Genomic DNA, 21,367 nt, shown 5'->3' on the forward strand with positions numbered 1-21,367 from the left:
TCCTTCGTTGTCTGTGCAGCCTGGGTTTCGGATGGTCAGCGGCGCCGGTACTCCTCCCAGGTGCGGATGGGCACCTTCGGGCCGTCGTCCGGGCCACGGCCGGCGAGCCCGTTCAGGCCGAGGTAGTAGTCACCGATCTGGTGCTGGGCCTGGCTGGAGAGGTCGGTGTCGTTGATGGCGGCGGCGTGGATGTGCCACGGCCAGTCGGCCTGGCCGGGATTACGCACCCAGGCCGCGAAGCCGACACGCCGCAACGCGCGGACGACGGCGGTGCGGGTGGCGGAGCCCATCCCCTCGACCGAGATGTCGACGACGCCGCCGCCGTCGTGGGTGCCCGCGGACGTGGGGTCGCCGCCGCGGTTGTACGACCCCTGCAACAGCACCAGGTCGCGGCCGAGCAGCCGCTTCGCCTCGGCCAGCATGCTCCGCGTGCGGGCGTCGACGACGACACCGCCGACGGACACCCGAGCGCCCGGCCCGATGGTGCGGGTGACCGTGAAACGACCGGCTCCGAGCCTGGTGAGCGACGCCTTTCCCGGAAGTCCGTTGGCGGCGAGACCAGTGAGGCCGAGCGACCTCTGGAACTTCGTGAAGGCGACGACCGTCGTCGCGCCGAAGTAACCGTCCACCCACTTCGCGTCGAGCAGGTGCCGGTCGCGCAGCGCCCGCTCGACAAGGAGCACGTCGGCCTTGGCGCCCGGGGTCGGCCTGTCGTCGGACCGCCGCGGGTCGACCTGGGCCGCCTTGACCGTGGCCTCCATGTCCACCCTCGGAAGGGTCCTGACGTCGGCCGCCTGTGCCGCCGGCACCCCGGACACTCCGGTCAGGCAAGCGAGCAGGGGGGCCGCGAGGGCGGCGGCGCATGGCGGCAGCTTCATCGTTTCTCCTGGTGGCGAGCGCCGTCAGGTGAATCCTGCGGCGGGATCCACGGTTTCGGATCCCTCGCGCTGTCCACAACGAGATCGTGTTGTCAGCCTGTTCGACACGCTCGCCGTACAGGCGTACGCGCCGCCTGACAGGTGATTCGTGACGAGCGAGACGCCCGGGCACCTCGAAGCGAGCGGCGACGGACGCCATTTCGAGCCCGGAAGACACTGAGGCCCGTTTCCAGGTGATCCTGGTAACGGGCCTGCTGTGATGTGCGCGGCCGAGAGGACTCGACCCACTGACCTTCTGATTCGTAGGGGGAGACTCAATCGGCGAAGAGTAGGGCTCAATCCGTCACGGGCCGGTAGCCCCGCACATAGTCGACCACGAACTCCTTGGGGTACGGCCCTACCCGTTCTGGCCCCTCCGCGTCGGGGAACTCGTAGATCCCGAGCATGAGCTGCATCGGATAGTCCGGGGACTGCCGGACGGTCTTGACGTGCCGGCCGTCCACGAAGAACGTCACCCGATCCGGGGTCCACTCGGCCGCGTACACGTGGAACTCGCGTACGTCGATGGGGAGGACCTCGGCGGCGAACTCGTCGGTGATCGCGGGATCGCCGAACGGGTGGACACCCATACCGACGGCCGCTGCCTCCGGTCGTACGTCACGCCCGAAGATCTCGCAGACGCAGATCTCCGCGGACCGCTCGGGCGCGTCCTCGAAGCCGATCATCCACAGTGCGACCATGGCACGCGGGTCGTCGGCGGCCCTGGCGCGCATCTCGATCAGCCCGTAGTGCGGGGTGTAGAGCCGCACCTCGTCCTGCGCCTCCCGCACGACGGCCCGGCCCCGCCCATGCTGGCCGACGCCGCTGCCCACAGGTCCGGAGAACACGCCCGTCTGCAGCGAGGACACGCGCATCCGGCCCTCCGTCTCCGGCGACCACGGCGGCTGGTCCTCCTCGATCAGCAGGCGCAGGCACCCGTCGCCCATCCGATGCCGGGCGGCCGAGGCGGCACGCGTCGTCCACTGGGGCAGGTAACGCGGGATCCAGCGACGCTCGTCGAGCGTGTCTCCGTCGAAGGTGTCCTCGAACTCCAGCACATAGCCGGCCTTCGTCACCGGGTCCGGCGCGTGCGTTCTGTCCACGGCTTCGCTCATGCGGCAATCCTGGCGCGACCAGGAAACCTGAGCGAACCGGAGCCATGGCTGAGGATGAAGGATCACCCGTAGCCAACGGCTGACGGCCGAACACAGCCGACTGATCCAGAACGCGGAAGATCTCGTCTACGAGCAATGCTTGAAACTGTGGATCTGATGGGAAGGGTGTGCCTTCCCGAATCTGATCAGGCATCTCAAGCAGGCCGACGCGCCAACGTCAGTCGGGAAGGCACACACAGATGCTCTGGCGATGCCCGAAAGCGTGGAGACATTTCGATGCGGCGATGGCCTCCTGAGCTCTCGCCTTGGCCGCTTTCCGAGCAGCTGCAATCCGTTGCCACGCGGCGATCAGGCACTGGATCGCCCGCGCACCCCAAGAGGTCCTCCAACGCCTCGGGGCCCGGCGAGATCCACGGACCGGTGAATTTCGCCCCGGCCAGCCCCATGCCGAGGAGGCGCGCCCCGGGCCCGGCGAGCTGGTGCGAGGCCGCCTGGGCTCTCGCCGCGATATGAGGCACCGGCCTTTCGGCCAGGCCTTTCCGGGTGCCCATTGCCGGGAAGTAGGGGGTTAAGCCAAGATCGATGGGTGATCCGCTGTGGCATGCGCCCCGGTCCACCATCGAAGGGTAGACAAGTGATCAGGTCTGTTACGAAGGTCGTCGCCGTGACGGCCTTGGCCGCCGGCGTTCTCGCGGCCAACCCGGCATACACGGCGTACGCGGCCTCCGCCCCCTACACTCCCGAGGGCGTCTGCGGGGCGGGGTTCGCCCGGGTGAAGGACGGCTCCCGTCCCCTCAAGTCCGGACGTGACACCTTCGGCTACGTCTACCTCATGTACAACCGCAGGACCGGTTACAACTGCGTGGTCAGCATCAAGACCGCCTTCTACCGGACCGCCACCTACACCACCGCCACCCTGACGGTGAAGGGCAGCAAGCCGAAGACCGACGCGGGCAAGTTCAAGTACTACGCCGGGCCGGTCAAGGTGAAGGCGCGCGGCAAGTGCGTCTCGTACTGGGGCAGCACCCGAGACACCCGGCTGGACTTCGCCGAGGCGACCGGTGGCCGCAAGACCTTTGGCAACTGCGGGTAGCGAAGCCCCAAGCGGAGAGGCCACCCGGTCACTGAACCCGTCCGGCATTGAACCGCGCCGGGATTGCTGAGGTACTGAACCTGATCGAGGTTGGACGTAAGGTCATCGACCTGGCCCGCGATCTGGACATCAGCACGTAGACGATCTACATGTGGCGGCGACAGGATCGCATCGACCGCGGGCTGGATCCGGGGTTGACCAGCACGGAGAAGGCCGAGCTGCTAGCGGCCAAGCGCGGCTGTTGTCAGCAGCCGCGTTAGCAAGAGCGCTCCGTTGGAGCGGGGGTCGACCTCTCATACCGAGAAGCGGATATCGGATGAAGGCTCCGTTCACCCAGATCGGGCCTTGACCGCACCGTGATCCGGGGCGACAGGTGCTGCACCTGCTCTATCGAGTTCGCCAGTACCTGGACACCTAAGTTCTGCGTGCGAGAACAAGCCGGCAGCGCGGGCTGCCATCTTCGCGTCGGCCAAGGGCCGTCAAAGGGACTGTCGTCACGGTGAATCCGGCTGCTGTCAGGTCATTGCGGACCGCGTGCAGCGGGCAGGTGCCGTAGTACATGACGAAGGGGGGACGCCACACGGCATTGCGCACCTGCATGGCCAGGTCGAATCCGAGCAGCGCCCAGTACCAGCCCGACGTGATGGGGGGCGGCGCGACGATCGGGAAGGCGAAGAGCCCGTCAGGCCGTAACGCGCGGTACACCCCGGCGAACAGCGAGGGCCGTTCAGCGGGCAGGAAGTGTCCGAGCGCTCCGAAGCTGACCGCGAGGTCGAACGCCCCGGCGAAGGGCAGGGCTCGAACGTCGGCCTGTACCCACTCAGCGTCCGGGTGCGCCCGGTGCGCCTGGGCGAGCATGCCGGTGCTGAAGTCGACGCCCGTGATCCGTCCCTGGCACAGGGGGTTGAGGATCCGCATGCCCGCACCGGTGCCGCAACACACGTCCAGTCCCTTCCCGAACGGCCCGAGCGGACGCAGAGCGTCGGCGGTTGCGTCAAGAACGCTATCGGGGGTGCAAAAAGGCGTGTGTTCGAACTTCGGGGCGAGTAGGTCGTAGCCGCGCTCGACCGAGGACAGCGCCTGGACCACCAGTTCACGCAGCGACGGGCCTTGAGGCGAGAACACCAGCTAAGGGTACTTCCTCGGATGCCGGGCGGGCCGGCCGCGGGAAGTCCCGGCCGCGGTAGTTGCCGACCGGTAGCGGGTGATCGCCAAGGCGCCGGTGCGTACGGGCTGCTGGACACGCACTCCGCTCCACCTCCACCGACTGTTGTCACCTAGTTCGCCTCTCGGAGCACCGCGCCGCCATCCTTCCTCAGCCGGCCGCAGATGGACACCGACATGGCCCGTGGCAAGAAGGTTTCGCCGTGTCCTGCGCTCCGCGGTCGGCAACGCCGTACGGGAAGAGCTGATTTCCAAGAACGTCGCGGCGCTGACAACCCTGCCCAGTGCGAACAAGACCAAGAAGAAGCGTCAGCGCGCGGTGTAGGGCGTCGATGAGGCTCGGGCCTTCCTGGAACACTTGCGAGCGGTGGACGATCCTCTCTATGCCGCTTACGTGCTGATCCTCGTGCTCGGCCTGCGGCGGGGTGAGGTGCTCGGGCTGGTCTGGGACGGCGTCAACCTCAGCGAACAGCAGCTGTGGATCTCCCATCAGCTCAACCGGGTCGGTGACCGACTTCTCCACCGGGAGACGACTAAGACCGACGACTCCACGGCCTCACTCCCGCTGCCGGGCCTGTGCGTCACCGCGCTTAGGCATCGCCAGCGGACCCAGGAGGACGCACGCAAGACCGCCGGGGAGAAGTGGCGGGCTTCCAACCTCGTCTTCACCACACGGAACGGCACGCCGGTCGAGCCGCGTAACTTCAACCGGGCCTTTACGGCGCACTGCCGGAGAGCGGGTGTGCCCGTCATCCGCGTCCACGACACCCGACACACCTGCGCCTCGCTCCTGGCCGCGCTCGACGTTCACCCTCGCGTCTCCATGCGCATCCTGAGGCACTCGCAGATCTCAATGACCATGGACGTCTACACGCGGATTCCGACCCCGGAGACCCGCGCTGCCCTTGACTGGCTCAACCGGAGTCTCGATAACCCGAGCGAATCGTAAGCTCATCACCTTTTCCGATAAGGCCCTTTGGCATCAACCCAAAGGGCCTTATGTACGCATGCAAGCCGGGAGATTGAGTCCGTTCCGCCCGCAGCCCACGGAATCACCCTCACGTAGGGCGTCGCGTACACAATTCGAATCTAAAATGACACGGCCGCGATTCCGGACGACGACAGGATCCGACTTCACAGCGCGCCCGCGGCGCCCCATTGACCGTTCTCCCCGAACGCTGGCACGAGGTTGTCCAGGCGCATCCAATGATGAACGCATGTCGCTGATCGAATCCGTAGTATGGGACCGCCTTTGTTGAGAGTTCGCTTGTTTAAGCCGTCCCCCGGAGGCCCCAATGACCCACCAACCTGTCATACCTGTACCCGAGGCTGCCCCCACCCGGCCTCGTCCGCGTGCGCGCTCCGTGAGCGTCGTGCTCGCCATGCTGGCCGCCGTGGTCGCCGGCATCGGGCTGGTCGCCGGCACTGCCGGTGCGGCGACCATCCAGTCCGCAGTTCCCGCAGCGGCCACCCCCACGCCGAGCAGCACTGCGGGCGTCCTGCCGACCCCGAGCACGACGCCGACCATCTGCCCCACGTCGCCGACGGCGCTCATTCCATGGGGGACGGCGAGCCCAGCCGTGGCCAATGGCGACACCGTGCCGCCCACGCCGCACGGCGGGCCGGTCTTCACCGAGTGCGGACCGACCGTCGTGGTCAGCTGGGCGCCCGCCACCGACAACGTCGGCGTGGTCGGCTACTACATCCTGCGCAACATCAACCAGTCCGAACAGTTCTACCGCTACTTCGTGACGGGCACCTCGTTCGCAGTCAGCACGTTAAGGGGCACGAGGTCTACACGGTCACGGCCGTGGACGCTGCCGGCAACGCCTCCGGACTTGGCCAAGCCACCACGGGATGCTGGTCGGCGTCCTGCCTGCCGCCGTCGCCGTCGCCGTCGCCGTCGCCGTCTGGTGGGTACCCGTACGGCTACCCCGGCAACCAGATGTTGACGGTCAACGGGTCAACCGCCACCGTGAGTTGGGCCGCGGCCGGCAGCGTGCCTGTCGTGAGCTACCTGGTCGGCCACCAGTGGTACGAGGTCGGCGGTACGGTCCACGCCGAGTTCGTCACCGTTCCGGGCACCACGACCAGCCAGACCCTCAGCATCGCCGCCCCCGGCCTCCACACTTTCTGGGTCAGCGCCCTGGACGCGGCGGGCAACATCTCGCCGGCGCCCAACACTCTCGACTACGGTGTCCCCGTGCCGAGCCCGACCGTGCTCCCACCCACCAGCTGCACGGTCACCTACACCATTAACAGCCAATGGCCCGGCGGATTCCACACCGACGTGAAGATCCTCAACACCGGCAAGACCACCGTCCGCGGCTGGCGGCTCACCTTCACCTTCGCCAACGGCCAGACGATCTCCCAGATCTGGAACGCCGTCCAAGTATCCAACGGCGTGTCCCCCACGGTCGCCCACGCCGACTGGAATCCGGACATCGCGGGCGGGGCCACCGTCTCCTTCGGATTCATCGGCACCTGGACCGGCACCAACTCGCGGCCCGTGGAGTACGCGCTCAACGGGTCGAAATGCTCAGCCGCCTGACCGGCGCAGCGGAGGCGCCGGCGCGCTGATCCGTCGGCTCGACGTCGTGGAAACGGATCGGCTCCGACCTGATTCTGTCGGGATCGATCTGACACACCCTGGGGTGCGATCCCGGCCGACCCGGCCTGGATCCCTGGCAGCCCTCACCGCAGTCGTCACAGACGCTAACCCGGTGGCCACGCCTCCGGCCGACCCCCGGCGGGCCGCCTCGATAACCAGCATGCACTGACCGTAACGGGAACAAGCCCCATCGTCAGAGGAAAGCCGTCGAAACGTCAGGGACCGTCTGCGGCACCGGACCAAGGAATGGCACGGTGTGCTGTCGGCCTGCGAGACTCTGTGGGAAGGCATCGGGAAAGATCAACCGGAGTCAACGGCTGACGGCCGGACATAGCCGGACACCGGCAACCGATCTGGAACACGAGAAAGCCCAGGTCATCGGCTGATGATCTGGGCTTTCGTACTGCGCGGCCGGGAGGACTCGAACCCCCAACCTTCTGATCCGTAGTCAGATGCTCTATCCATTGAGCTACGGCCGCCTGGCTGCCTGTTCACTTGCTGTGCTCGGCAACGCGTGTAACTCTACCAGACCCCTCACCCCTGCTTGCGCCAATAATCCGCCCTGCGCACGGTCAAGCCGACCCGTACGCGGGGACCGTTCGCGCACGGCAGGAGCCGGTCGGCGAACGGGTTGGCCGGAATCGGCCGCATGGCTACCTTGGCGCGCCGCCGATGCGCACACTGGTCCTCGGGGGACCCTTGCCACGCCATCACTCTGTGTGACGGATATGGCTTCGTGGCGACAGGAGAGGCGTACCCGGGGTATAGGAGCAGGGCACGCAGGCGGACACCGGGCCGCCCCGCGGGAGGGAACGTGAACGAGCCACCAGGCCCGCCCGGCAGGCGGTACCGCCTTCGCGGGCTCGTCGCGGCCGTGGTCGCGGGTCTGGTCTTCTGGGCGCTGGTCATCTGGCTGGTCGTGGCCTTGTTCCGGTGAGAGCCGTCCCTGCGGAAGCCGGATCGCTCAGAGGGATCGGGGACGTGCCGGCCAGGAGACCCGCCCCGGCCGGCACCGGCCCTCACCCGCCACTCTGGATGCTCTCCATGAGGTCGAGGTGCTCCTGCACCACCGGCTTGGTGTCCCGGGCGAGCTGCCGCACCTTCTCGGAGGAACCGGTCGACGCCTCCTTGTCCAGCGCCACCAGGGTCATACGGTGATCCTCGACCTGCGCCGGGACCCAGGCCCGGTCGAACGCGGCGCCGCTCTTGGCGGCGAACTTCCGCAGTTCGGCCTGCTGCTTCTCCGTCGGCTCGCCCGGCAGGTCCACCCCGTACTCCGCGGCGACCTTCGTGACCTGCTCGTCGAGGGCGGTGTGGTCCTTGACCAACCGGCTTCCGGCGTCCTTGACGGCCTGGCTTCCGGCCTGCTTCTCGGCAGTGTGGCCGCCCTCGATCTCCGTGAGGTTGTCCTGATGCGCGCTGACCAGGAACGCCTTGTCCTGGTCGCTGGCATCCGGCGGTGCGGCGGTGACCCCTGACAGCGGCGCGATCACGGTCGCGACCGTGACGATGAGCGATCTCAGCATCGGATCCCCCGATCCTCGCCCGACGGCGAGCAGCGGCTGATCGGTACTCGACCATCCGGGCATACTCGTTGTCAGGTGTCATACCCATCCGCCCGTTCGCGGGGAACCGAGCGTGTACGGCGGCGCGGCCGGGAGTTCACCATACCTTTGGCGATCTTTACCTTGGTTCGGCCCGAATTCGGGGTGATGCTGGCGATTGTCCATCCCCTCGCCTCTGGAGGTCTCGTGCGGACTCCGCGACGCTTCCGGTCGTCCTGGCCGGCCCGGTTCATCGCCCTGATCGCCACCGTCGTGTCCCTGACCACGGTGACCGGCACCGTTCCCGCCGACGCGGCGGTCTACGGTTCCTGCACCATCTCGCGCTGCGCCGACGCGCGCTCGGCCAACGCGATCTGGGCCGGGAAGGGATACCCGACCAGCGCCGGCTGGTACTCCTGGCCGGACGGCAGGTACAACTACACCGGCGGCCGTTTCTACAACAGAGAGGGCCAGCTGCCGAGCGGCGCCACCTACTACGAGTACGACGTGTACTCCCGGGCCCGCGGCGCCGCGCGGGACGCCTACCGGATCGTCGTCAACCGGAGCACCGGCGTGACCTGGTTCTCGCCGAACCACTACACCGACTTCTACCGGCTCTAGGGATCCTTCATGACCTCCGCCCCGCGTCCGCTGCCCGAATGGCTCACGATCACCACCGGCCGGGCCCCGGCGGTCGTCGACGGGCGGGCCTGCCGTACCCGTGCCGCCTTCTTCGCGGAGGTGGCACGGGTGCTGCGCCTCCCCGGCTACTTCGGCCACAACTGGGACGCGCTGACCGACTCGCTGCGCGACATCGGGAACGTCCACCTGGTCGTCGAGCACGCCGGGGACCTGCTCGCCGCCGAACCCGCCGAGCAGTTCGCCACCCTGCTGGCCGTACTGGCCGGGGCGGCGGAGGACGGGCTGACCCTGACGCTGTGCACCGACTCCGCCCACGAGGCGCCACTCCGCCGGCGTACGGCCGAGGGCCTCGCCTGACCCTTCCGCGGCCCGCACCGGGCTGCCCGCTGCGAGAATCGGCGAATGCTCCTGGAAACGCCACGACTGTTCCTGCGTCGGTTCCGGCCGGAGGACGCGCCGGCGTTCGCCGCCTACCGCTCCGACCCGGTGGTCGCGCGTTACCAGAGCTGGACGCCCCCGTTCCGGTGGAGTCGGCCGTCTCGCTCGTCACCGTGTTCTCCTCGCGGGACCCGGAGGAGCCCGGGTGGTTCCAGTACGCCGTGGAGCTTCGGGCCGAGGAGTGCCTGATCGGCGACGTGGGGGTGAACTTGCACGAGAACCGGATGCAGGCGGAGCTGGGCTTCACTCTCGCCGCCCGATGGCAGGGCCGGGGGTACGCCACCGAGGCGGTGCGGGCCGTACTGCGCGACCTGTTCGAGCGGCGCGGCCTGCGGCGCGTCTCCGCCGAGTGCGACGCCCGCAACACGAGCTCGGCACGGCTCCTGGAGCGAGTGGGCTTCCGGCGGGAGGGGTTGCGCCTCCAGCACACCTGGTTCAAGGGCGAATGGACCGATGATCTCCTCTACGGTCTGCTCGCCGACGACTGGAAGAACCGCGCGTGACTCATGCCTCCTCGGGGTCGCGTCCGAGCACCGACCGTCCGCCGTCGACGGGAAGGATCGCGCCGTTGACGAAGCTCGCGTCGGCGGAGAGCAGGTAGGCGACGGCGGCGGCCACCTCCTCCGGACGGCCCACCCTGCCGAGCGGGTGCAGCAGGCCCATCTCGTTCTCGATCCGCGTGGCCGCCACGGGCTCCTGGCGGCGGAGGAACGCCTCGTACCGTTCGGTGTTGATCGAGCCGAGGGCGACGGCGTTGACCCGGATGCCCCGCGGGCCGTAGTCGACGGCGAGCGCCCGGGTGAGCCCCTCGGTCGCGGCCTTCGCCGTCGCGTACGTCAGGGAGCCGCGCACCGGCCGCTGCGCCTGGTGGGACGAGACGTTGACGATCGCCCCGGCCGTACCGGCGTCGAGGAAGCGGCGGATCGCCGTCACGCAGCCGGCGACCACGGGGTCGAAGTTGGCCCCGATGAGAGCCAGGAGCTCACTCGCCGACGGGGAGTCGAGCGATGCGGCGCGGAAGACGGCGGCGTTGTTGACCCATCCGGCGAGCGGGCCCGCCGCCTGCGCCAGGTCGGCGGCCCGTTCCGTGACGGTCTCGTCGGCGGCGTCGCCTGCCACCGCGATCAGCCGGGGACCCGCGGGGTGAGTACGGATCCACTCGAGCGCCGCCGGGTCGAGTTCGATCACGGCGACAGCGTTCGCGTCGCCCAGGAGTCGCTCGACGATCGCCCGGCCGATGCCCCGCCCACCCCCGGTGACAACGTACGAAGAGCCCACAACGCCCCCTCCATCGAAGTCACCCCGGGCGGAGGTGTGTACCTGTGATCAATCGACCATGGCACATGAAGAACGTCGCGCACTACCAGCGCCTGCTTGATGTCGCCCAGTTCCTTGAGGTCGGGTTGTCTTGGACACGTTCAGCCGCTCGTCGAGCCGATCGGCATCGACGACGTAGCCGCGTCAGAAGCGCCGCTCCAGCTCCTCCTCACCTGTGGCCGAATCGCTAGACCGCGTAGATGGGGGCAAGATCGACGAATATGCGGTAGTCCGAGATCAGGCCGTCGTCGCGGGTGCGCCAGATCGATACGGCTACGGCGCTCGCGTCCTTGCCGTCGAGCCTCTGGTAGGTCACCTCGGTCTCGGCGATGATGTCGGCGTCCACCTGCCAGGTACGGACGACCCGGTGCCGCAGGCCGCCGATGGTGGAGTAGAACTCCCGGATGCCCGCGACGATGGCCTCACGCCCCACCAGCGGCTCGGCGTTGCCGAACACCAGCGTGGCGTCCTCGGCCAGCAGCCGCCCGAACTCGTCGGGATCGAACGAATCTACTGATCGGAAAACGCGTAGCACCGCATCGCCGGACATGCCGGTCCCTTCTCACGCAGACGGGATCACTGATGCGGACGATACGGGGCGAAGGATGGCGTACAACTAGCGCAAGGGTGTGGATCTTGTTGCCGCGCCCCGGATCGGAGATCTGTCTCAGGTCACCAGACCGCAGCGGTGGGCAACTACAACTCGAGCGGGTCGTGACCTGCGTGGATGCGCACGCCCCGCCTCTCCGGTACGGCACCTCCCGGAGCCGGAGGCGTTGAGCTACCTGGGCCCGGTGAAACTGTCAGGGCCACCGCGTAGCCTCGCATCGAGGTTCGGCGCCGACAGCCGTAGGAGAGGCCATGGACAGCAAGGTCGTCTTCGAGGGCGTGGCGCCTGTGATCCCCGTCCGCAATCTGGCCGCCGCGCTTGAGCGTTACCGTCACCTGGGGTTTGCGGCGCGGCGGTCCGATGAGGACCCTGGATATGGGTTCGTCGCTCGGGGGCCGGTGTCGCTCCATCTCACCGAGTGGAACGAGCACGACCCTGCGCGCACTGCTGCGGCCGTGTACATCTATGTTTCAGACGCCGATGCCCTTCACGCCGAATGGGTCGCAGCGAACGTCACTGGCCGCCTCGGCGAGCCTCACGACACTCCATACGGACTTCGGGAGTTCGGCTATGTCGACCCTGACGGAACACTGCATCGCGTCGGCTCGCCCATGCCGTGATCTGATCATGTAATCGGCTCTCCCAGTTCGCCCGGACGGCCACCCCAACGGTGCTGCGTACACGAACGCGCCGGCGACTCACGACTACATCGCCAGTCCCCAGGTGAAGGATCGTCAGCGAGCGCATGGGGCTGCGAGGACCGAGGACAACTACAACCAGAGGCCCTGTGGAGATCAAAAAGCCCCTCTCGTCGGTGAGAACGAGAGGGGCTCTGAACTGCGGAGGCTCGGGGATTTGAACCCCGGATGGGCTTAAGACCCAAACCGCATTAGCAGTGCGGCGCCATAGACCTGACTAGGCGAAGCCTCCTGGGAGCGCTGCTCAGCACAGCGTACCGGCGATCGCGCAACGCGGCAAAGCGGATTGCCGGGTGGGGCGTGGCACCGTCTCGACCACCCGCGTCGCGGCACCGGAGCGGGCCCGCTCCGGGCGGGCTTCGGCGGGGCCGGAGGTAGCCGCGCGGGTCGGCGAGCGGGCCACAGACTCGCGCCGGAGCGTACGGCAGGATGTCCTCGGCCGCCGGGTGAGCTGGCGTTATACAAGAGCACAGCCGCCGTCCACAGGCTGTGGATGACGGCTGTGCACAAGGTGTGGATTTCCGCCGGTGCAGTCCACGGGCTCAGGCCTGACGGACGGCCTCGCCCTCGATCTCGATCTTGACCTTCTTGCCGACGAGGACACCGCCGGCCTCCAGCGCCTGGTTCCAGGTCAGGCCGAAGTCCTCGCGGTCGATCTCGGTCTCGGCGGAGTAACCGAAGATCTCCTGGCCCCACGGGTTGTTGGCCGCGCCGTTGAACTCGACCTTGAGCTCGACCTCCTTGGTGACGTCACGCACCGTCAGGTCGCCGACGAGCGTGAACTCGTTGCCGGACAGGTCGGTCACGCGCTTGCTGCGGAAGGTGATCTCGGGGAACTTGTCGGCGCCCAGGAAGTCGTCGCTCCGCAGGTGGCCGTCACGGTCGGCCGCGCCGGTCTCGATCGTGCCGGTCTTGATGACGACGTCGACGGAGGACTCAAGCGGGTTCTCGGCGATGGCGATCTTGCCCTCGAAGTCGGCGAAGTGCCCGCGGACCTTGCTGACCATCATGTGCTTGACGACGAAACCGACGCGCGTGTGCGCCTTGTCGAGCGCGAACTCGCCGGCCGTCGGGACCTTCAGGCCCTCCCACTCACGGATGCTCATGGCTACTCCCCAGATCGTTGCGGTGCGGATGTCTCACTGAGCAAATTTCTACCCGAGGATATTCCTCGCGTCAACTATTCTGACGTAGACTTGGACCATGGATCCATTCGACGACCCGCGGCTCACGGCGATGGGCCTGTTCGCGGAGGTCTTCGCCGGGCTGGCCGCCAAGACCACCCCCACCCTGGTCACCGCCGGGTTGTCCGAGGTCGACTTCGAGACTCTGATCCGGCTGGCCCGCTCGCCCGAGCGGCGGCTGCGGATGAGCGACCTCGCGGCCCAGACCTCGCTGTCCACCAGCGGGATCACCCGTGTCGTCGACCGCCTGGAGCGCGAGGGACTCGTCGAGAGGCACGCGTGCGCGAGTGACCGCCGCGCGTCGTACGCGGTGCTGAGCGAGGCGGGGGCGGAGCGGTTGCGCACGGTGCTCCCCGAGCACATCAAGGACATCGAGACCTGGTTCACCGGTCTGCTGACCGGCGAGCGGCTCGCCGAGTTCCTGGAGACCCTGCGGGTGATCCGCGACGTCGTACGGCCCTGCGCGACCGCGGGAGCGGACGGAGCCGGCAGGCCGTCGCGGACGAGGACGGGCTGAGCCGCACAGGATCGTGATTCGAGGGAACTGACCGGACGGACTGGCGCATACGATCGTTTTCTGGTGGACTCCGTAATCCAGGAAACGGCTCCACGAAGCCGACGTGTCCCCCGTACCCAAGCCAATGGAGCACTCGTGCGTTTCCCCTCACACGCACTCGCCGTCCTCGCCACCGCGGTCCTCGCGGTTCCTGTGGCCGCGTCCACCAGCGCCTTCGCCGCGGCCGCGAGCCCGAGCCCGAGCCCGAGCCCCAGTCCGAGCGCCAGTCCGAGCCCGACGCCGACCCCGTCCCAGACTCCGGCCGCGACCCCCAGCCCGAGCGCGAGCGCGACGCCGAGCCCCAGCGCCACCCCGAGCACGACCGCGAAGGCCACGAAGACCCCCCGGCCGAAGACCGTGCCCAAGGACGCCGTCGAGGTGACGGTGAAGAAGATCGTGGACGGTGACGCCCTGGACGTGGTGACCGCCAGCGGCCGGACCGTACGGATCGGTCTCCTGGAGGCGGACGCGCCCGAGAAGGGCGACTGCTGGTACGAAGGCGCGGTCGCGCGGCTCAAGGCGCTGCTTCCCGTCGGCAAGCCGGCCTACGTGCGGGCCTCCGAGCAGGTGACCGAGAACGACCGCGTCCTCGTCTACACGTGGTCGCCCAAGGGCCTGTACGTCAACGGCGACATGGTCAGGAGCGGGTTCGCCCAGGCCGTGCCCTACCTGCCCGACCACAGCTACACCGACTGGCAGTTCGCCGAGCAGATGCGCGCGCAGGCCGATGGCCGGGGCATGTGGTCGGGTCCCTGCTGGGCGGCCGACACCTACGACAAGCGCGGTTCGATCCAGGTTCCGCCCGGATCGTCCGGAGACCTCGCGGTGGAGCCCGCCGACGGCGCCTCTCCCGCGCCCGGCGCGTCCGCGAGCCCCGACCCCGACGGGCTGACCGGCGGCACGACCACTCCCACACCCACCCCGACGCCCACTGCGACGCCGACGCCGACCCCCACTCCGACCGCGACGGGTGACGACGACGGCTCGACGGATCCCCGCTTCGGCACCTGCGAGGAGGCCAACAGGGCCGGCTACGGGCCGTACGTCCGGGGCATCGACGTCGAGTACGACTGGTACGTCGACAGTGACAGCGACGGCGTGGTCTGCGAGACCTGAGAAGCGCGGGACCTGAGAAGCGCGGCAGGTGAGGCGCGCGGCGGTCAGTTCACCCGTTCCCGGGGATCGGGGACGACCAGATCGCCGCGTAGCTTCGCCATGCCCCGCGAGACCGTGCTCTTGACCGTGCCCACGCTGATCCCCAGCGTCCTGGCGATCTCGGGCTCGGTCATGTCCTCGTAGTAGCGCAGCACGATCGCCGTACGCTGCCGGGTGGGGAGCCGGTCGAGCGCCTGCTCCAACTCCTCGTACCGGTGCCGCGCGTCCTGCTGCGCCGGTACGTCGGGAAGGGACTCCGAGGGGTACTCCTCCAGCCTGCGCCGCCGCCACCAGGAGATGTTGATGTTCACCATCGCGCGTCGCACGTAACCGTCGAGCGACGACCGGTCGCGGATGCGGTCCCAGGCGAGGTAGGTGCGGGTGAGGGCGGTCTGCAGCAGATCCTCGGCGTCGCTGGGGTTGCCGGTCAGCTGGTTGGCGACCCGGAGCAGCGCCGCCCCGCGGGACTGGACGTACGTGTGGAACTCCTCGTGGTTCACGCTCAGGATCACCAACCCGGCCAGAGAGGCATCTCGTGCCAGAATCGCAGCCACGCGATCGGATCCGACTGAGCCGGAATTCAGGTTTCGCCCCGGCCTGCGTAAACACCGGACAAGCCGGTAGCGGCGGGCCGGACGGGCCGTAATCCCACCCGGGCGGTGGTTTGCCCTCGGCGGGTGGCAACCCCTTGCACCGGGAGGAGGAATATTGATCCCGGACGCCACCATCGCCCGGAAAACGGCATCTCCATCCCGCCCCGGCATGTGAGGCTGGAGGACGTGGAAGGGTCATTACCGCACCGGGCCGGAGCGCGACGGCGCATGCTGGCCGCGGCGGCGCTCGGGCGCGATCCCGGGCCCGCGCCGCGGTCGCCGGAGGAGGAGGCGCCGTTCGACGTGGTCGACGGCGAGATGGTCGACGTCAGCCCGCATCTGATCATCGTGGAGGCCGACGACGGCCGCCAGCGGCGCCTGGTGATCGCGCCGTGGGCGACCGCCTGGCGCGGCGGCGCGGTCGCGCCCGCCGACCTGCCCATCGGGTCGCGGGTGGTCATCAGGGCGCTGCGGTCCGGCACGGTGGCCGAGCGCATCTGGGCCGACGTCACGCGGATCACCGGCGTCATCCGCGACGTCCGGGGAACCCGCGACCTCACCGTGGACCTCGACTGCGGTCCGCACCGCCGGGAACGCTCCATTGTGATCCCCTACCGCTCCTCGGGGCGGATCCGGGTGCGGCACCCGAAGCTGGAGCCGGGGTATCTGTTCGACGCCATCGGCCTGCTCGACCAGGGCACGTCACTGGCGCAGCTTCCCGCGACCTCGCAGCCGCCGTACCACGCCTCGGCGTCGCCCCCGGCTCCCCCGGCGTACGGAGGGGTCCAGGCGAGCGTCGCGGGCACGGCCGTGTGGGCGGACCTTCCGGAGGACGGCGCGGCCTATCCCGTGCTCGAATCCGAGGACACCGGCTGCGACGACGCGGGCGTCTCCTGCGCGGGCCTGCCGTACCTCGCGCTGGGCTCGCTGCTGCGCGTGCGGAACGTGTGCGACGGACGGGCGGACACGCTGCCGATCGTGGCGTGCGGGTGCCTCGCCGGGCGGTTCTGCGACCGCTGCCTGGAATGCGGCACCTCCCCGCGCGGGAGGCTCGTGGAACTGTCGGCGTCGTCCTACGTGGCGCTCGGGGGAGACTTGACCAAGGGCTGCTTCAACGCCCGCGTCGGATTGGGGTGACCGGTGCTTACGATCATCGCGACGGCCGCGTTGCCGGTCCTCGCCCTCACGCTGACGCTGGGCGGCGTCGCCAAGCTGGCCACGGCCGGCCGTGAGGCGTCGCCGGGCGCGCTGACCCGGCTGGGCCCGGTCGCGCTCGCGCCGGAGCGGTTCGCCAGGCCCGCGATGATCGCCTGCGCGCTGACCGAGTTCGCCCTGGCCGGCGGATCGCTGGTGCTGGACCACCCCGTCACACGCTGGTCGCCGGTGGTGTTTTTCGCGATCGCGACGTACGTCCTGTGGGACCTGCGCAGGCGACGGCCCGACGTCGGGTGCGGCTGTTTCGGTGAGGTCAGCGCGGCGCCGGTCGGGCTGCGGTCCATCGGACGGGCCGCCGCGCTGACGGCGATGGCGGTTCTCGTCGCGGCCGGGAACGTCCCGGGTCTGCCCGGAGTCATGGCCCGGCCCGTCCTGCCGCGGGGGACCGCGGCCTGGATCGCCGGCGGCCTCGTCCTGCTGCTGCTCGTCCTCTCGCCGGAGATCGACGAGGTCGCCGCCCGCGTACGGCACCGCGCGCCGTGCGAGCAGCGGGCGCTGCCTTCCGGACGGGCGCTGTCCCGCCTGCGCGGCAGTGCGGCGTGGCGGGCGCACGCGGGGTCGCTGGTGACCGGCGAGCCGTCCGACGTGTGGCGCGAGCTGTGCTGGCGCTTCTTCGTGTTTCCCGCCCAGGACGGCACCGAGGTGGTCTTCGCGGTGTACCTGAGCGGACGCCGTCCCGCCGTCCGCGTCGCCGTAGTCGGCGCGGACGGCCGCGTCGCGGCCGCCACCGGTGACCGTACGGACGCCTCTCTGCGGGAATCTACCCCTGTATCGGCCTGACGCTATACAGGCGTAGATTCCCGCATCGAGGACTTCACTTCAGCTCTCTACGGCTCTCTAGCTTCCCCTCTAGAAAGCCGTAGAGAGGTCGATGGGCGTGCCGCCTCAGACCGGCTGGGCACGCAGGAACCTCCCGAAATGGGGCACGGTGAACCCGATCACGCCGCGCTCGGCGCTGTAGATCAGGCCCTTCTTGATCAAGCTGTCGCGGGCCGGGGACAGGCTCGACGGCTTGCGGCCGAGCGCCTCGGCCACCTCGGCCGTCGGCACCGGGTCGTCGCCGAGCTGGGCCATCGCGTGCATGTAGTCGCGCTCCGCGGGGGTGGCCCGTTCGTACCGGCTGCCGAAGAAGCCCACGGCCAGCTCCTCCTCCGCCTCCGGCGCGGACACCTTGATGTCCTCCGCGGTGATGGGGCTGCGGGGCGCGAAGTCCCAGGCGACCTTCCCGTACGCCTGGACGAAGTAGGGGTAGCCGTCGGCCGCCTCGTACAGCGCGTCGAGCGCGTCGGGCGTGAACTCCACGTCCTCGCGGCCGGCCGGGACGATCAGCGCCAGGTCGGCGGCGTCGCGGTCGAGCCGGTCGATGCGGGCGTACCGGAACAGCCGCTCGGAGTAGCTCTTGCTCGCCGACAGCACGCTCGGCAGGTGCGGCAGGCCGGCGCCCACGACGATCAGCGGGCCACCGCTCTGCGACAGCTCGTGGCAGGCCGCGCAGAGAGCCGAGACGTCCGGCGCCTGCACGTCCTGCATCTCGTCGATGAACAGCGCGATGCCGACGCCGAGGTCGGTCGCCACGCCCGCCGCGTCGACGAACAGCTCGGTCAGGTCGATCTCCAGGTCACCGGAGTCGGCCCGGCCGCGGGCGGCGGGGACGTCGATGCCGGGCGACCAGTGGGAGGTGCCCTTGGCGGCGGCGGGATCGCGCATGGCGAACGCCTTGAGCACGCCGAGGAACTCCTCGATCCGCTCGGGGGCGCGGTGCCGGGGCGCGAGCTCCCTGATGGCCATGTGCATCGCGGCCGCCACCGGGCGCCGGATCGACTGGTCGGGCCTGGCCTCGATCTTCCCGGTGCCCCACAGCCGCTGCATGGCCATGGACTTGAAGGTGTTGAGCAGGACCGTCTTGCCCACGCCGCGCAGACCGGTGAGGACCATGCTCCGCTCCGGGCGGCCCCGGGCCACCCGCTCCAGCACGACCTCGAACTGCTGCAGCTCGCGATCGCGTCCGGCGAGCTCCGGGGGGCGCTGTCCGGCGCCGGGGGCGTAGGGGTTGCGCACGGGGTCCACGCTCTCGGACTTTATGACGGGATATAGCGGCCGTCGTAGATTTCCGTAGAAAGCGCTACGGCGTGTCGCCCGGCGCGGCCCGGGCACGCACCGCACGGCGGCGGGCGGAGCCTGGGCCGGCACGACCGGGACGACGACGGGCGGAGCCGGGGAGGGTACGCCGCGGTCGAACGCCGCCGGGCCGGCGAGGCCGGGGGCGGGAGTGGGAGCGGGGGCGGCGGACACCGTCGGCACAGCCATCGCACACTCCTCACCTGCCGGGACTCGACCGAACCCGTGTTCGATCCGGTGCCCATGACTGTAGCGCCTCATCGAACATGTGCGCGAGCGTTCGGTGAAAAAGCTCCGCCAAACGCCGTCGTTCGGCTCCGGTCAGGAGGGCCTTCAGTCCTCGAGGGCGGCGAGGTCCTCCGGCGTCAGGTGGATCCGTCCCGCCGCCATGTTCTCCTCCAGGTGATCGAGGACCCCCGTACCGGGGATCGCGAGCAGCGCGGGCGAGATCGCCAGCAGCCACGCGAGCGCGATCTGCGGGGCGGTCGCCCCGTGACGCTCCACGACCGCCGCCAGACGTGTCTGGTCGATGGGCCGCCACCCGCCGCCGAGCGGGAAGAAGGGCACGAAGGCGATGCCGTCCTTCTCGCACCGGGCCAGCAGCTCGGCGTCGCCCCGGTCCTGCACGTGGAAGCTGTTCTGCACGGCGGCCACCGGGGCGATGGACAGGGCCTCGTCGAGCTGGGCGGCGTCGACGTTGCTGACGCCGAGGTGCCGGATCAGCCCTTCCTCGCGGAGCTCGGCCAGGGCCGCGAACCGGTCGGAGACGGAGGCGCCGCCCGGGCCGCTCATGCCGCCGACCCGCAGGTACACGAGGTCGAGCCGCTCCACGCCCAGGGTGCGCAGGTTGTCCTCCACCAGCCCGCGCAGCTCGTCCGGGCCGGCCTCGCCGGTCGGCATTCCGGTCTCCCCGAGCAGGGGGCCGACCTTGGTCGCGATCACCAGGCCGTCCGCGTACGGCGCGAGCGCCTGGCGGATCAGGTCGTTGGCGGCCACGCCCCCTCGCCGGTAGAACCATGCCGTGTCGATGTGGTCCACGCCGAGCTCGACGGCGCGGCGAAGCACGGCGACGCCCGTCTCGGGGTCGCGCACGGCGCCGTCGAAGGTGCCGACCGGCAGCCGCATGGCCCCGAAGCCGAGCCGGTGAACGGGCAGGTCGCCGCCGAGGAGGAACTCGCCGCCGAGCGCGGCGTTCGTGTTGGTCGTCATGCCGTCAGCCTCGCGCGGCCGGGGGCGGCGGCCAACGTGGTGGCAGCAAGCTGCCAGCCTCCCGCCAGGTCATGGAGGGTCATAATGGGCGAATGACAGCCGAACAGGTCATCACCGTCCGTGGCGACGCGGAACTCGTGGCCCGGGCCGGTCATCTGTTCACCGGCGCCCGGCAGGAGTTCGTGTGCGCGGCCCGCGACCTCGCCACGTGGTCGCAGCCCGAGGCGCGAAACTCCATGATCGGGCGGATGCCCGCCCCCGGCAGCTCCGGCTTGGCCGCCAGGAAGCTCTACACCCCCGTCGCCCTCGCCGACGAGGCCTCCCGGACACACCTGCGCGAGGCCGTGGCCAGGGGCATCGAGGTGCGGATCAGCTCCACCCCGCTGCCGCACGAGACGATCGTCATCGACCGGCGCGTGATGATCCTCGCGGGACGGGACGGGCCCGGCCCCCGCGAGTTCACCGTCACCACCTCGCCCACCCTGGTGAGCGGCGTGTACGCCCTCTTCACGGCCGCCTGGGACGCGGCCACCGAGCTGACCGCCTACCTGCGCGGCGACGCGCCGCACCTCGACGAGGACAGCCGGGCCGTCCTGCGCGCGCTCGGCGCGGGTCACACCGACGAGACCGCGGCGCGGCACCTCGGCCTGTCGGTGCGTACGTACCGCAGGCGCGTCGCCGAGCTCATGGAGGCGCTGGACGCCGGTTCGCGCTTCCAGGCCGGGCTGCGCGCCGGCGAACTCGGGCTCACGGGATAGACGGACACCGGTCGGACACAGGTCGCCGGTTCAGCGGGGCAGGTGCGGGAGCACGAGGGCCGCGGCGGCAGCCAGGGCGACCAGCCCCAGGTAGGCGAGGACGAGCCGGGTGTCACGGAGATAGCACTTGCTCCTCGTCAGCCCCGCGCGGCGGGCCCGCCAGTATCCGGCGACGCCCAGGGCGGCGAAGGCGAGCACCGCCCACGCTCCGAACACCCAGGCGAGCAGCGCCACCGTGGCGTAGACGCACAGTTTCAGCGGATCGTACGGCTGCGCCTGACCGTCCGCCGGGGCCTGACCGTCCTCCGGGGCCTGGCCGGGCGTACGGCCCTGGGCGGCGAGGGCCTGCTCGTAGGCGACGCCGGTGGGGTGGTCGTCCGGCCGGTCACCCGCTCGCGGCCCGGTGCCGGGGTTCACGCGGGCTCCGCGA

General features: G+C 69.7%; 25 protein-coding genes, 2 tRNA genes and 1 pseudogene. 15 read left to right on the forward strand and 13 right to left on the reverse strand.

Annotation, left to right across the window (positions count from 1 at the left end; genetic code table 11):
* Window positions 1-35: 35 nt before the first annotated feature.
* The gene (locus FED44_RS02560; protein ID WP_138459593.1) at window positions 36-878 is read right to left on the reverse strand and encodes a peptidoglycan-binding domain-containing protein; all 843 of its coding nucleotides are present in this window, start codon (window positions 876-878) and stop codon (window positions 36-38) included.
* A 335-nt stretch (window positions 879-1,213) separates the two neighbouring features.
* Window positions 1,214-2,032 (reverse strand): glycoside hydrolase family 16 protein, encoded by an 819-nt coding sequence (locus FED44_RS02565; protein ID WP_167521364.1) that lies wholly within the window; start codon window positions 2,030-2,032, stop codon window positions 1,214-1,216.
* Between the two features lie 634 nt (window positions 2,033-2,666).
* Here FED44_RS02565 and FED44_RS02570 point away from each other — a divergent pair.
* Window positions 2,667-3,125 (forward strand): hypothetical protein, encoded by a 459-nt coding sequence (locus FED44_RS02570; RefSeq protein ID WP_133306204.1) that lies wholly within the window; start codon window positions 2,667-2,669, stop codon window positions 3,123-3,125.
* A 414-nt stretch (window positions 3,126-3,539) separates the two neighbouring features.
* Here the strand turns inward: FED44_RS02570 and FED44_RS02575 are convergent, their stop codons facing one another.
* A complete protein-coding gene (locus FED44_RS02575) occupies window positions 3,540-4,250 on the reverse strand; it encodes a class I SAM-dependent methyltransferase (protein ID WP_138459594.1) in 711 nt (236 codons plus the stop codon).
* A gap of 223 nt (window positions 4,251-4,473) precedes the next feature.
* On the opposite strand from FED44_RS02575, the gene FED44_RS35565 reads away from it, so the two are divergent.
* The 4 genes and pseudogenes from FED44_RS35565 (at window position 4,474) to FED44_RS35575 (ending at window position 6,840) form a co-directional block, all read left to right on the forward strand.
* A complete protein-coding gene (locus FED44_RS35565; RefSeq protein ID WP_167521365.1) occupies window positions 4,474-4,614 on the forward strand; it encodes a hypothetical protein in 141 nt (46 codons plus the stop codon).
* A 21-nt stretch (window positions 4,615-4,635) separates the two neighbouring features.
* A pseudogene (locus FED44_RS02580) lies at window positions 4,636-5,238 on the forward strand (site-specific integrase); the annotation flags it as partial.
* Window positions 5,239-5,653: 415 nt separating this feature from the next.
* Window positions 5,654-6,241, forward strand: coding sequence for a hypothetical protein (locus tag FED44_RS35570; RefSeq protein WP_167521367.1), 588 nt, complete (start codon window positions 5,654-5,656; stop codon window positions 6,239-6,241).
* 56 nt (window positions 6,242-6,297) lie between these two features.
* Window positions 6,298-6,840, forward strand: a complete 543-nt coding sequence (locus tag FED44_RS35575; protein ID WP_167521368.1) for a cellulose binding domain-containing protein — start codon at window positions 6,298-6,300, stop codon at window positions 6,838-6,840.
* Between the two features lie 466 nt (window positions 6,841-7,306).
* On the opposite strand, the gene FED44_RS02590 is transcribed toward FED44_RS35575, so the two are convergent.
* Window positions 7,307-7,379 (reverse strand) — tRNA-Arg (locus FED44_RS02590).
* 335 nt (window positions 7,380-7,714) lie between these two features.
* On the opposite strand from FED44_RS02590, the gene FED44_RS37970 reads away from it, so the two are divergent.
* Complete coding sequence (locus FED44_RS37970) at window positions 7,715-7,837, forward strand: hypothetical protein (protein WP_259402020.1); 123 nt, start codon at window positions 7,715-7,717, stop codon at window positions 7,835-7,837.
* 82 nt (window positions 7,838-7,919) lie between these two features.
* Here the strand turns inward: FED44_RS37970 and FED44_RS02595 are convergent, their stop codons facing one another.
* Window positions 7,920-8,426: a DUF4142 domain-containing protein gene (locus tag FED44_RS02595; protein WP_167521369.1), complete on the reverse strand. Its 507-nt coding sequence runs from the start codon at window positions 8,424-8,426 to the stop codon at window positions 7,920-7,922.
* A 225-nt stretch (window positions 8,427-8,651) separates the two neighbouring features.
* Here FED44_RS02595 and FED44_RS02600 point away from each other — a divergent pair, with 225 nt between their 5' ends.
* The 3 genes from FED44_RS02600 to FED44_RS02610 all read left to right on the forward strand — a co-directional run bounded on the left by FED44_RS02600 (window position 8,652) and on the right by FED44_RS02610 (window position 10,027).
* Window positions 8,652-9,065, forward strand: a complete 414-nt coding sequence (locus FED44_RS02600) for a ribonuclease domain-containing protein (protein WP_208758797.1) — start codon at window positions 8,652-8,654, stop codon at window positions 9,063-9,065.
* A gap of 9 nt (window positions 9,066-9,074) precedes the next feature.
* Window positions 9,075-9,443 carry a barstar family protein gene (locus FED44_RS02605; protein WP_117410409.1) on the forward strand — a complete coding sequence of 123 codons (369 nt, stop codon included), beginning with the start codon at window positions 9,075-9,077 and terminating at the stop codon, window positions 9,441-9,443.
* 167 nt (window positions 9,444-9,610) lie between these two features.
* The gene (locus FED44_RS02610) at window positions 9,611-10,027 is read left to right on the forward strand and encodes a GNAT family N-acetyltransferase (RefSeq protein ID WP_208758798.1); all 417 of its coding nucleotides are present in this window, start codon (window positions 9,611-9,613) and stop codon (window positions 10,025-10,027) included.
* 1 nt (window position 10,028) lies between these two features.
* Here the strand turns inward: FED44_RS02610 and FED44_RS02615 are convergent, their stop codons facing one another.
* Window positions 10,029-10,802 (reverse strand): SDR family NAD(P)-dependent oxidoreductase, encoded by a 774-nt coding sequence (locus tag FED44_RS02615; protein WP_138459599.1) that lies wholly within the window; start codon window positions 10,800-10,802, stop codon window positions 10,029-10,031.
* 226 nt (window positions 10,803-11,028) lie between these two features.
* Complete coding sequence (locus FED44_RS02620) at window positions 11,029-11,391, reverse strand: nuclear transport factor 2 family protein (protein ID WP_138459600.1); 363 nt, start codon at window positions 11,389-11,391, stop codon at window positions 11,029-11,031.
* Window positions 11,392-11,702: 311 nt separating this feature from the next.
* Between FED44_RS02620 and FED44_RS02625 the strand changes: the two genes are divergently transcribed.
* Window positions 11,703-12,071, forward strand: a complete 369-nt coding sequence (locus tag FED44_RS02625; RefSeq protein ID WP_138459601.1) for a bleomycin resistance protein — start codon at window positions 11,703-11,705, stop codon at window positions 12,069-12,071.
* Window positions 12,072-12,291: 220 nt separating this feature from the next.
* On the opposite strand, the gene FED44_RS02630 is transcribed toward FED44_RS02625, so the two are convergent.
* Window positions 12,292-12,381: transfer RNA gene (locus FED44_RS02630), tRNA-Ser, on the reverse strand.
* A 310-nt stretch (window positions 12,382-12,691) separates the two neighbouring features.
* Window positions 12,692-13,255 carry a YceI family protein gene (locus tag FED44_RS02635; RefSeq protein WP_117408900.1) on the reverse strand — a complete coding sequence of 188 codons (564 nt, stop codon included), beginning with the start codon at window positions 13,253-13,255 and terminating at the stop codon, window positions 12,692-12,694.
* Window positions 13,256-13,352: 97 nt separating this feature from the next.
* On the opposite strand from FED44_RS02635, the gene FED44_RS02640 reads away from it, so the two are divergent.
* Both FED44_RS02640 and FED44_RS36220 read left to right on the forward strand, forming a co-directional pair.
* Entirely contained in the window at window positions 13,353-13,850 is a 498-nt protein-coding gene (locus FED44_RS02640; protein WP_138459602.1) for a MarR family winged helix-turn-helix transcriptional regulator, read from the forward strand.
* Between the two features lie 135 nt (window positions 13,851-13,985).
* The gene (locus FED44_RS36220) at window positions 13,986-15,005 is read left to right on the forward strand and encodes a thermonuclease family protein (RefSeq protein ID WP_117408898.1); all 1,020 of its coding nucleotides are present in this window, start codon (window positions 13,986-13,988) and stop codon (window positions 15,003-15,005) included.
* Between the two features lie 44 nt (window positions 15,006-15,049).
* Here FED44_RS36220 and FED44_RS02650 read toward each other — a convergent pair whose 3' ends face one another.
* Window positions 15,050-15,589 (reverse strand): SigE family RNA polymerase sigma factor, encoded by a 540-nt coding sequence (locus FED44_RS02650; RefSeq protein WP_244301722.1) that lies wholly within the window; start codon window positions 15,587-15,589, stop codon window positions 15,050-15,052.
* A 234-nt stretch (window positions 15,590-15,823) separates the two neighbouring features.
* Here FED44_RS02650 and FED44_RS02655 point away from each other — a divergent pair, with 234 nt between their 5' ends.
* The gene (locus tag FED44_RS02655; protein WP_244301668.1) at window positions 15,824-16,774 is read left to right on the forward strand and encodes a hypothetical protein; all 951 of its coding nucleotides are present in this window, start codon (window positions 15,824-15,826) and stop codon (window positions 16,772-16,774) included.
* Between the two features lie 3 nt (window positions 16,775-16,777).
* Complete coding sequence (locus FED44_RS02660; RefSeq protein ID WP_117408896.1) at window positions 16,778-17,632, forward strand: MauE/DoxX family redox-associated membrane protein; 855 nt, start codon at window positions 16,778-16,780, stop codon at window positions 17,630-17,632.
* A gap of 105 nt (window positions 17,633-17,737) precedes the next feature.
* Here FED44_RS02660 and FED44_RS02665 read toward each other — a convergent pair whose 3' ends face one another.
* Together FED44_RS02665 and FED44_RS02675 are read right to left on the reverse strand one after the other, a co-directional pair.
* Entirely contained in the window at window positions 17,738-18,919 is a 1,182-nt protein-coding gene (locus FED44_RS02665; RefSeq protein ID WP_138459603.1) for an ATP-binding protein, read from the reverse strand.
* Window positions 18,920-19,303: 384 nt separating this feature from the next.
* Window positions 19,304-20,179, reverse strand: coding sequence for an oxidoreductase (locus FED44_RS02675; RefSeq protein ID WP_117408893.1), 876 nt, complete (start codon window positions 20,177-20,179; stop codon window positions 19,304-19,306).
* Window positions 20,180-20,271: 92 nt separating this feature from the next.
* Between FED44_RS02675 and FED44_RS02680 the strand changes: the two genes are divergently transcribed.
* Window positions 20,272-20,937, forward strand: a complete 666-nt coding sequence (locus FED44_RS02680) for a helix-turn-helix domain-containing protein (protein ID WP_117408892.1) — start codon at window positions 20,272-20,274, stop codon at window positions 20,935-20,937.
* A 30-nt stretch (window positions 20,938-20,967) separates the two neighbouring features.
* Here the strand turns inward: FED44_RS02680 and FED44_RS37030 are convergent, their stop codons facing one another.
* On the reverse strand, window positions 20,968-21,354 hold the full coding sequence (locus tag FED44_RS37030; RefSeq protein ID WP_244301669.1) for a hypothetical protein: 387 nt from the start codon (window positions 21,352-21,354) through the stop codon (window positions 20,968-20,970).
* Window positions 21,355-21,367: the final 13 nt, after the last annotated feature.

Origin of the sequence: Microbispora triticiradicis, from assembly GCF_005864065.1 — a bacterium.
In the GTDB taxonomy this organism is placed as follows: Bacteria; Actinomycetota; Actinomycetes; order Streptosporangiales; family Streptosporangiaceae; genus Microbispora; species Microbispora triticiradicis.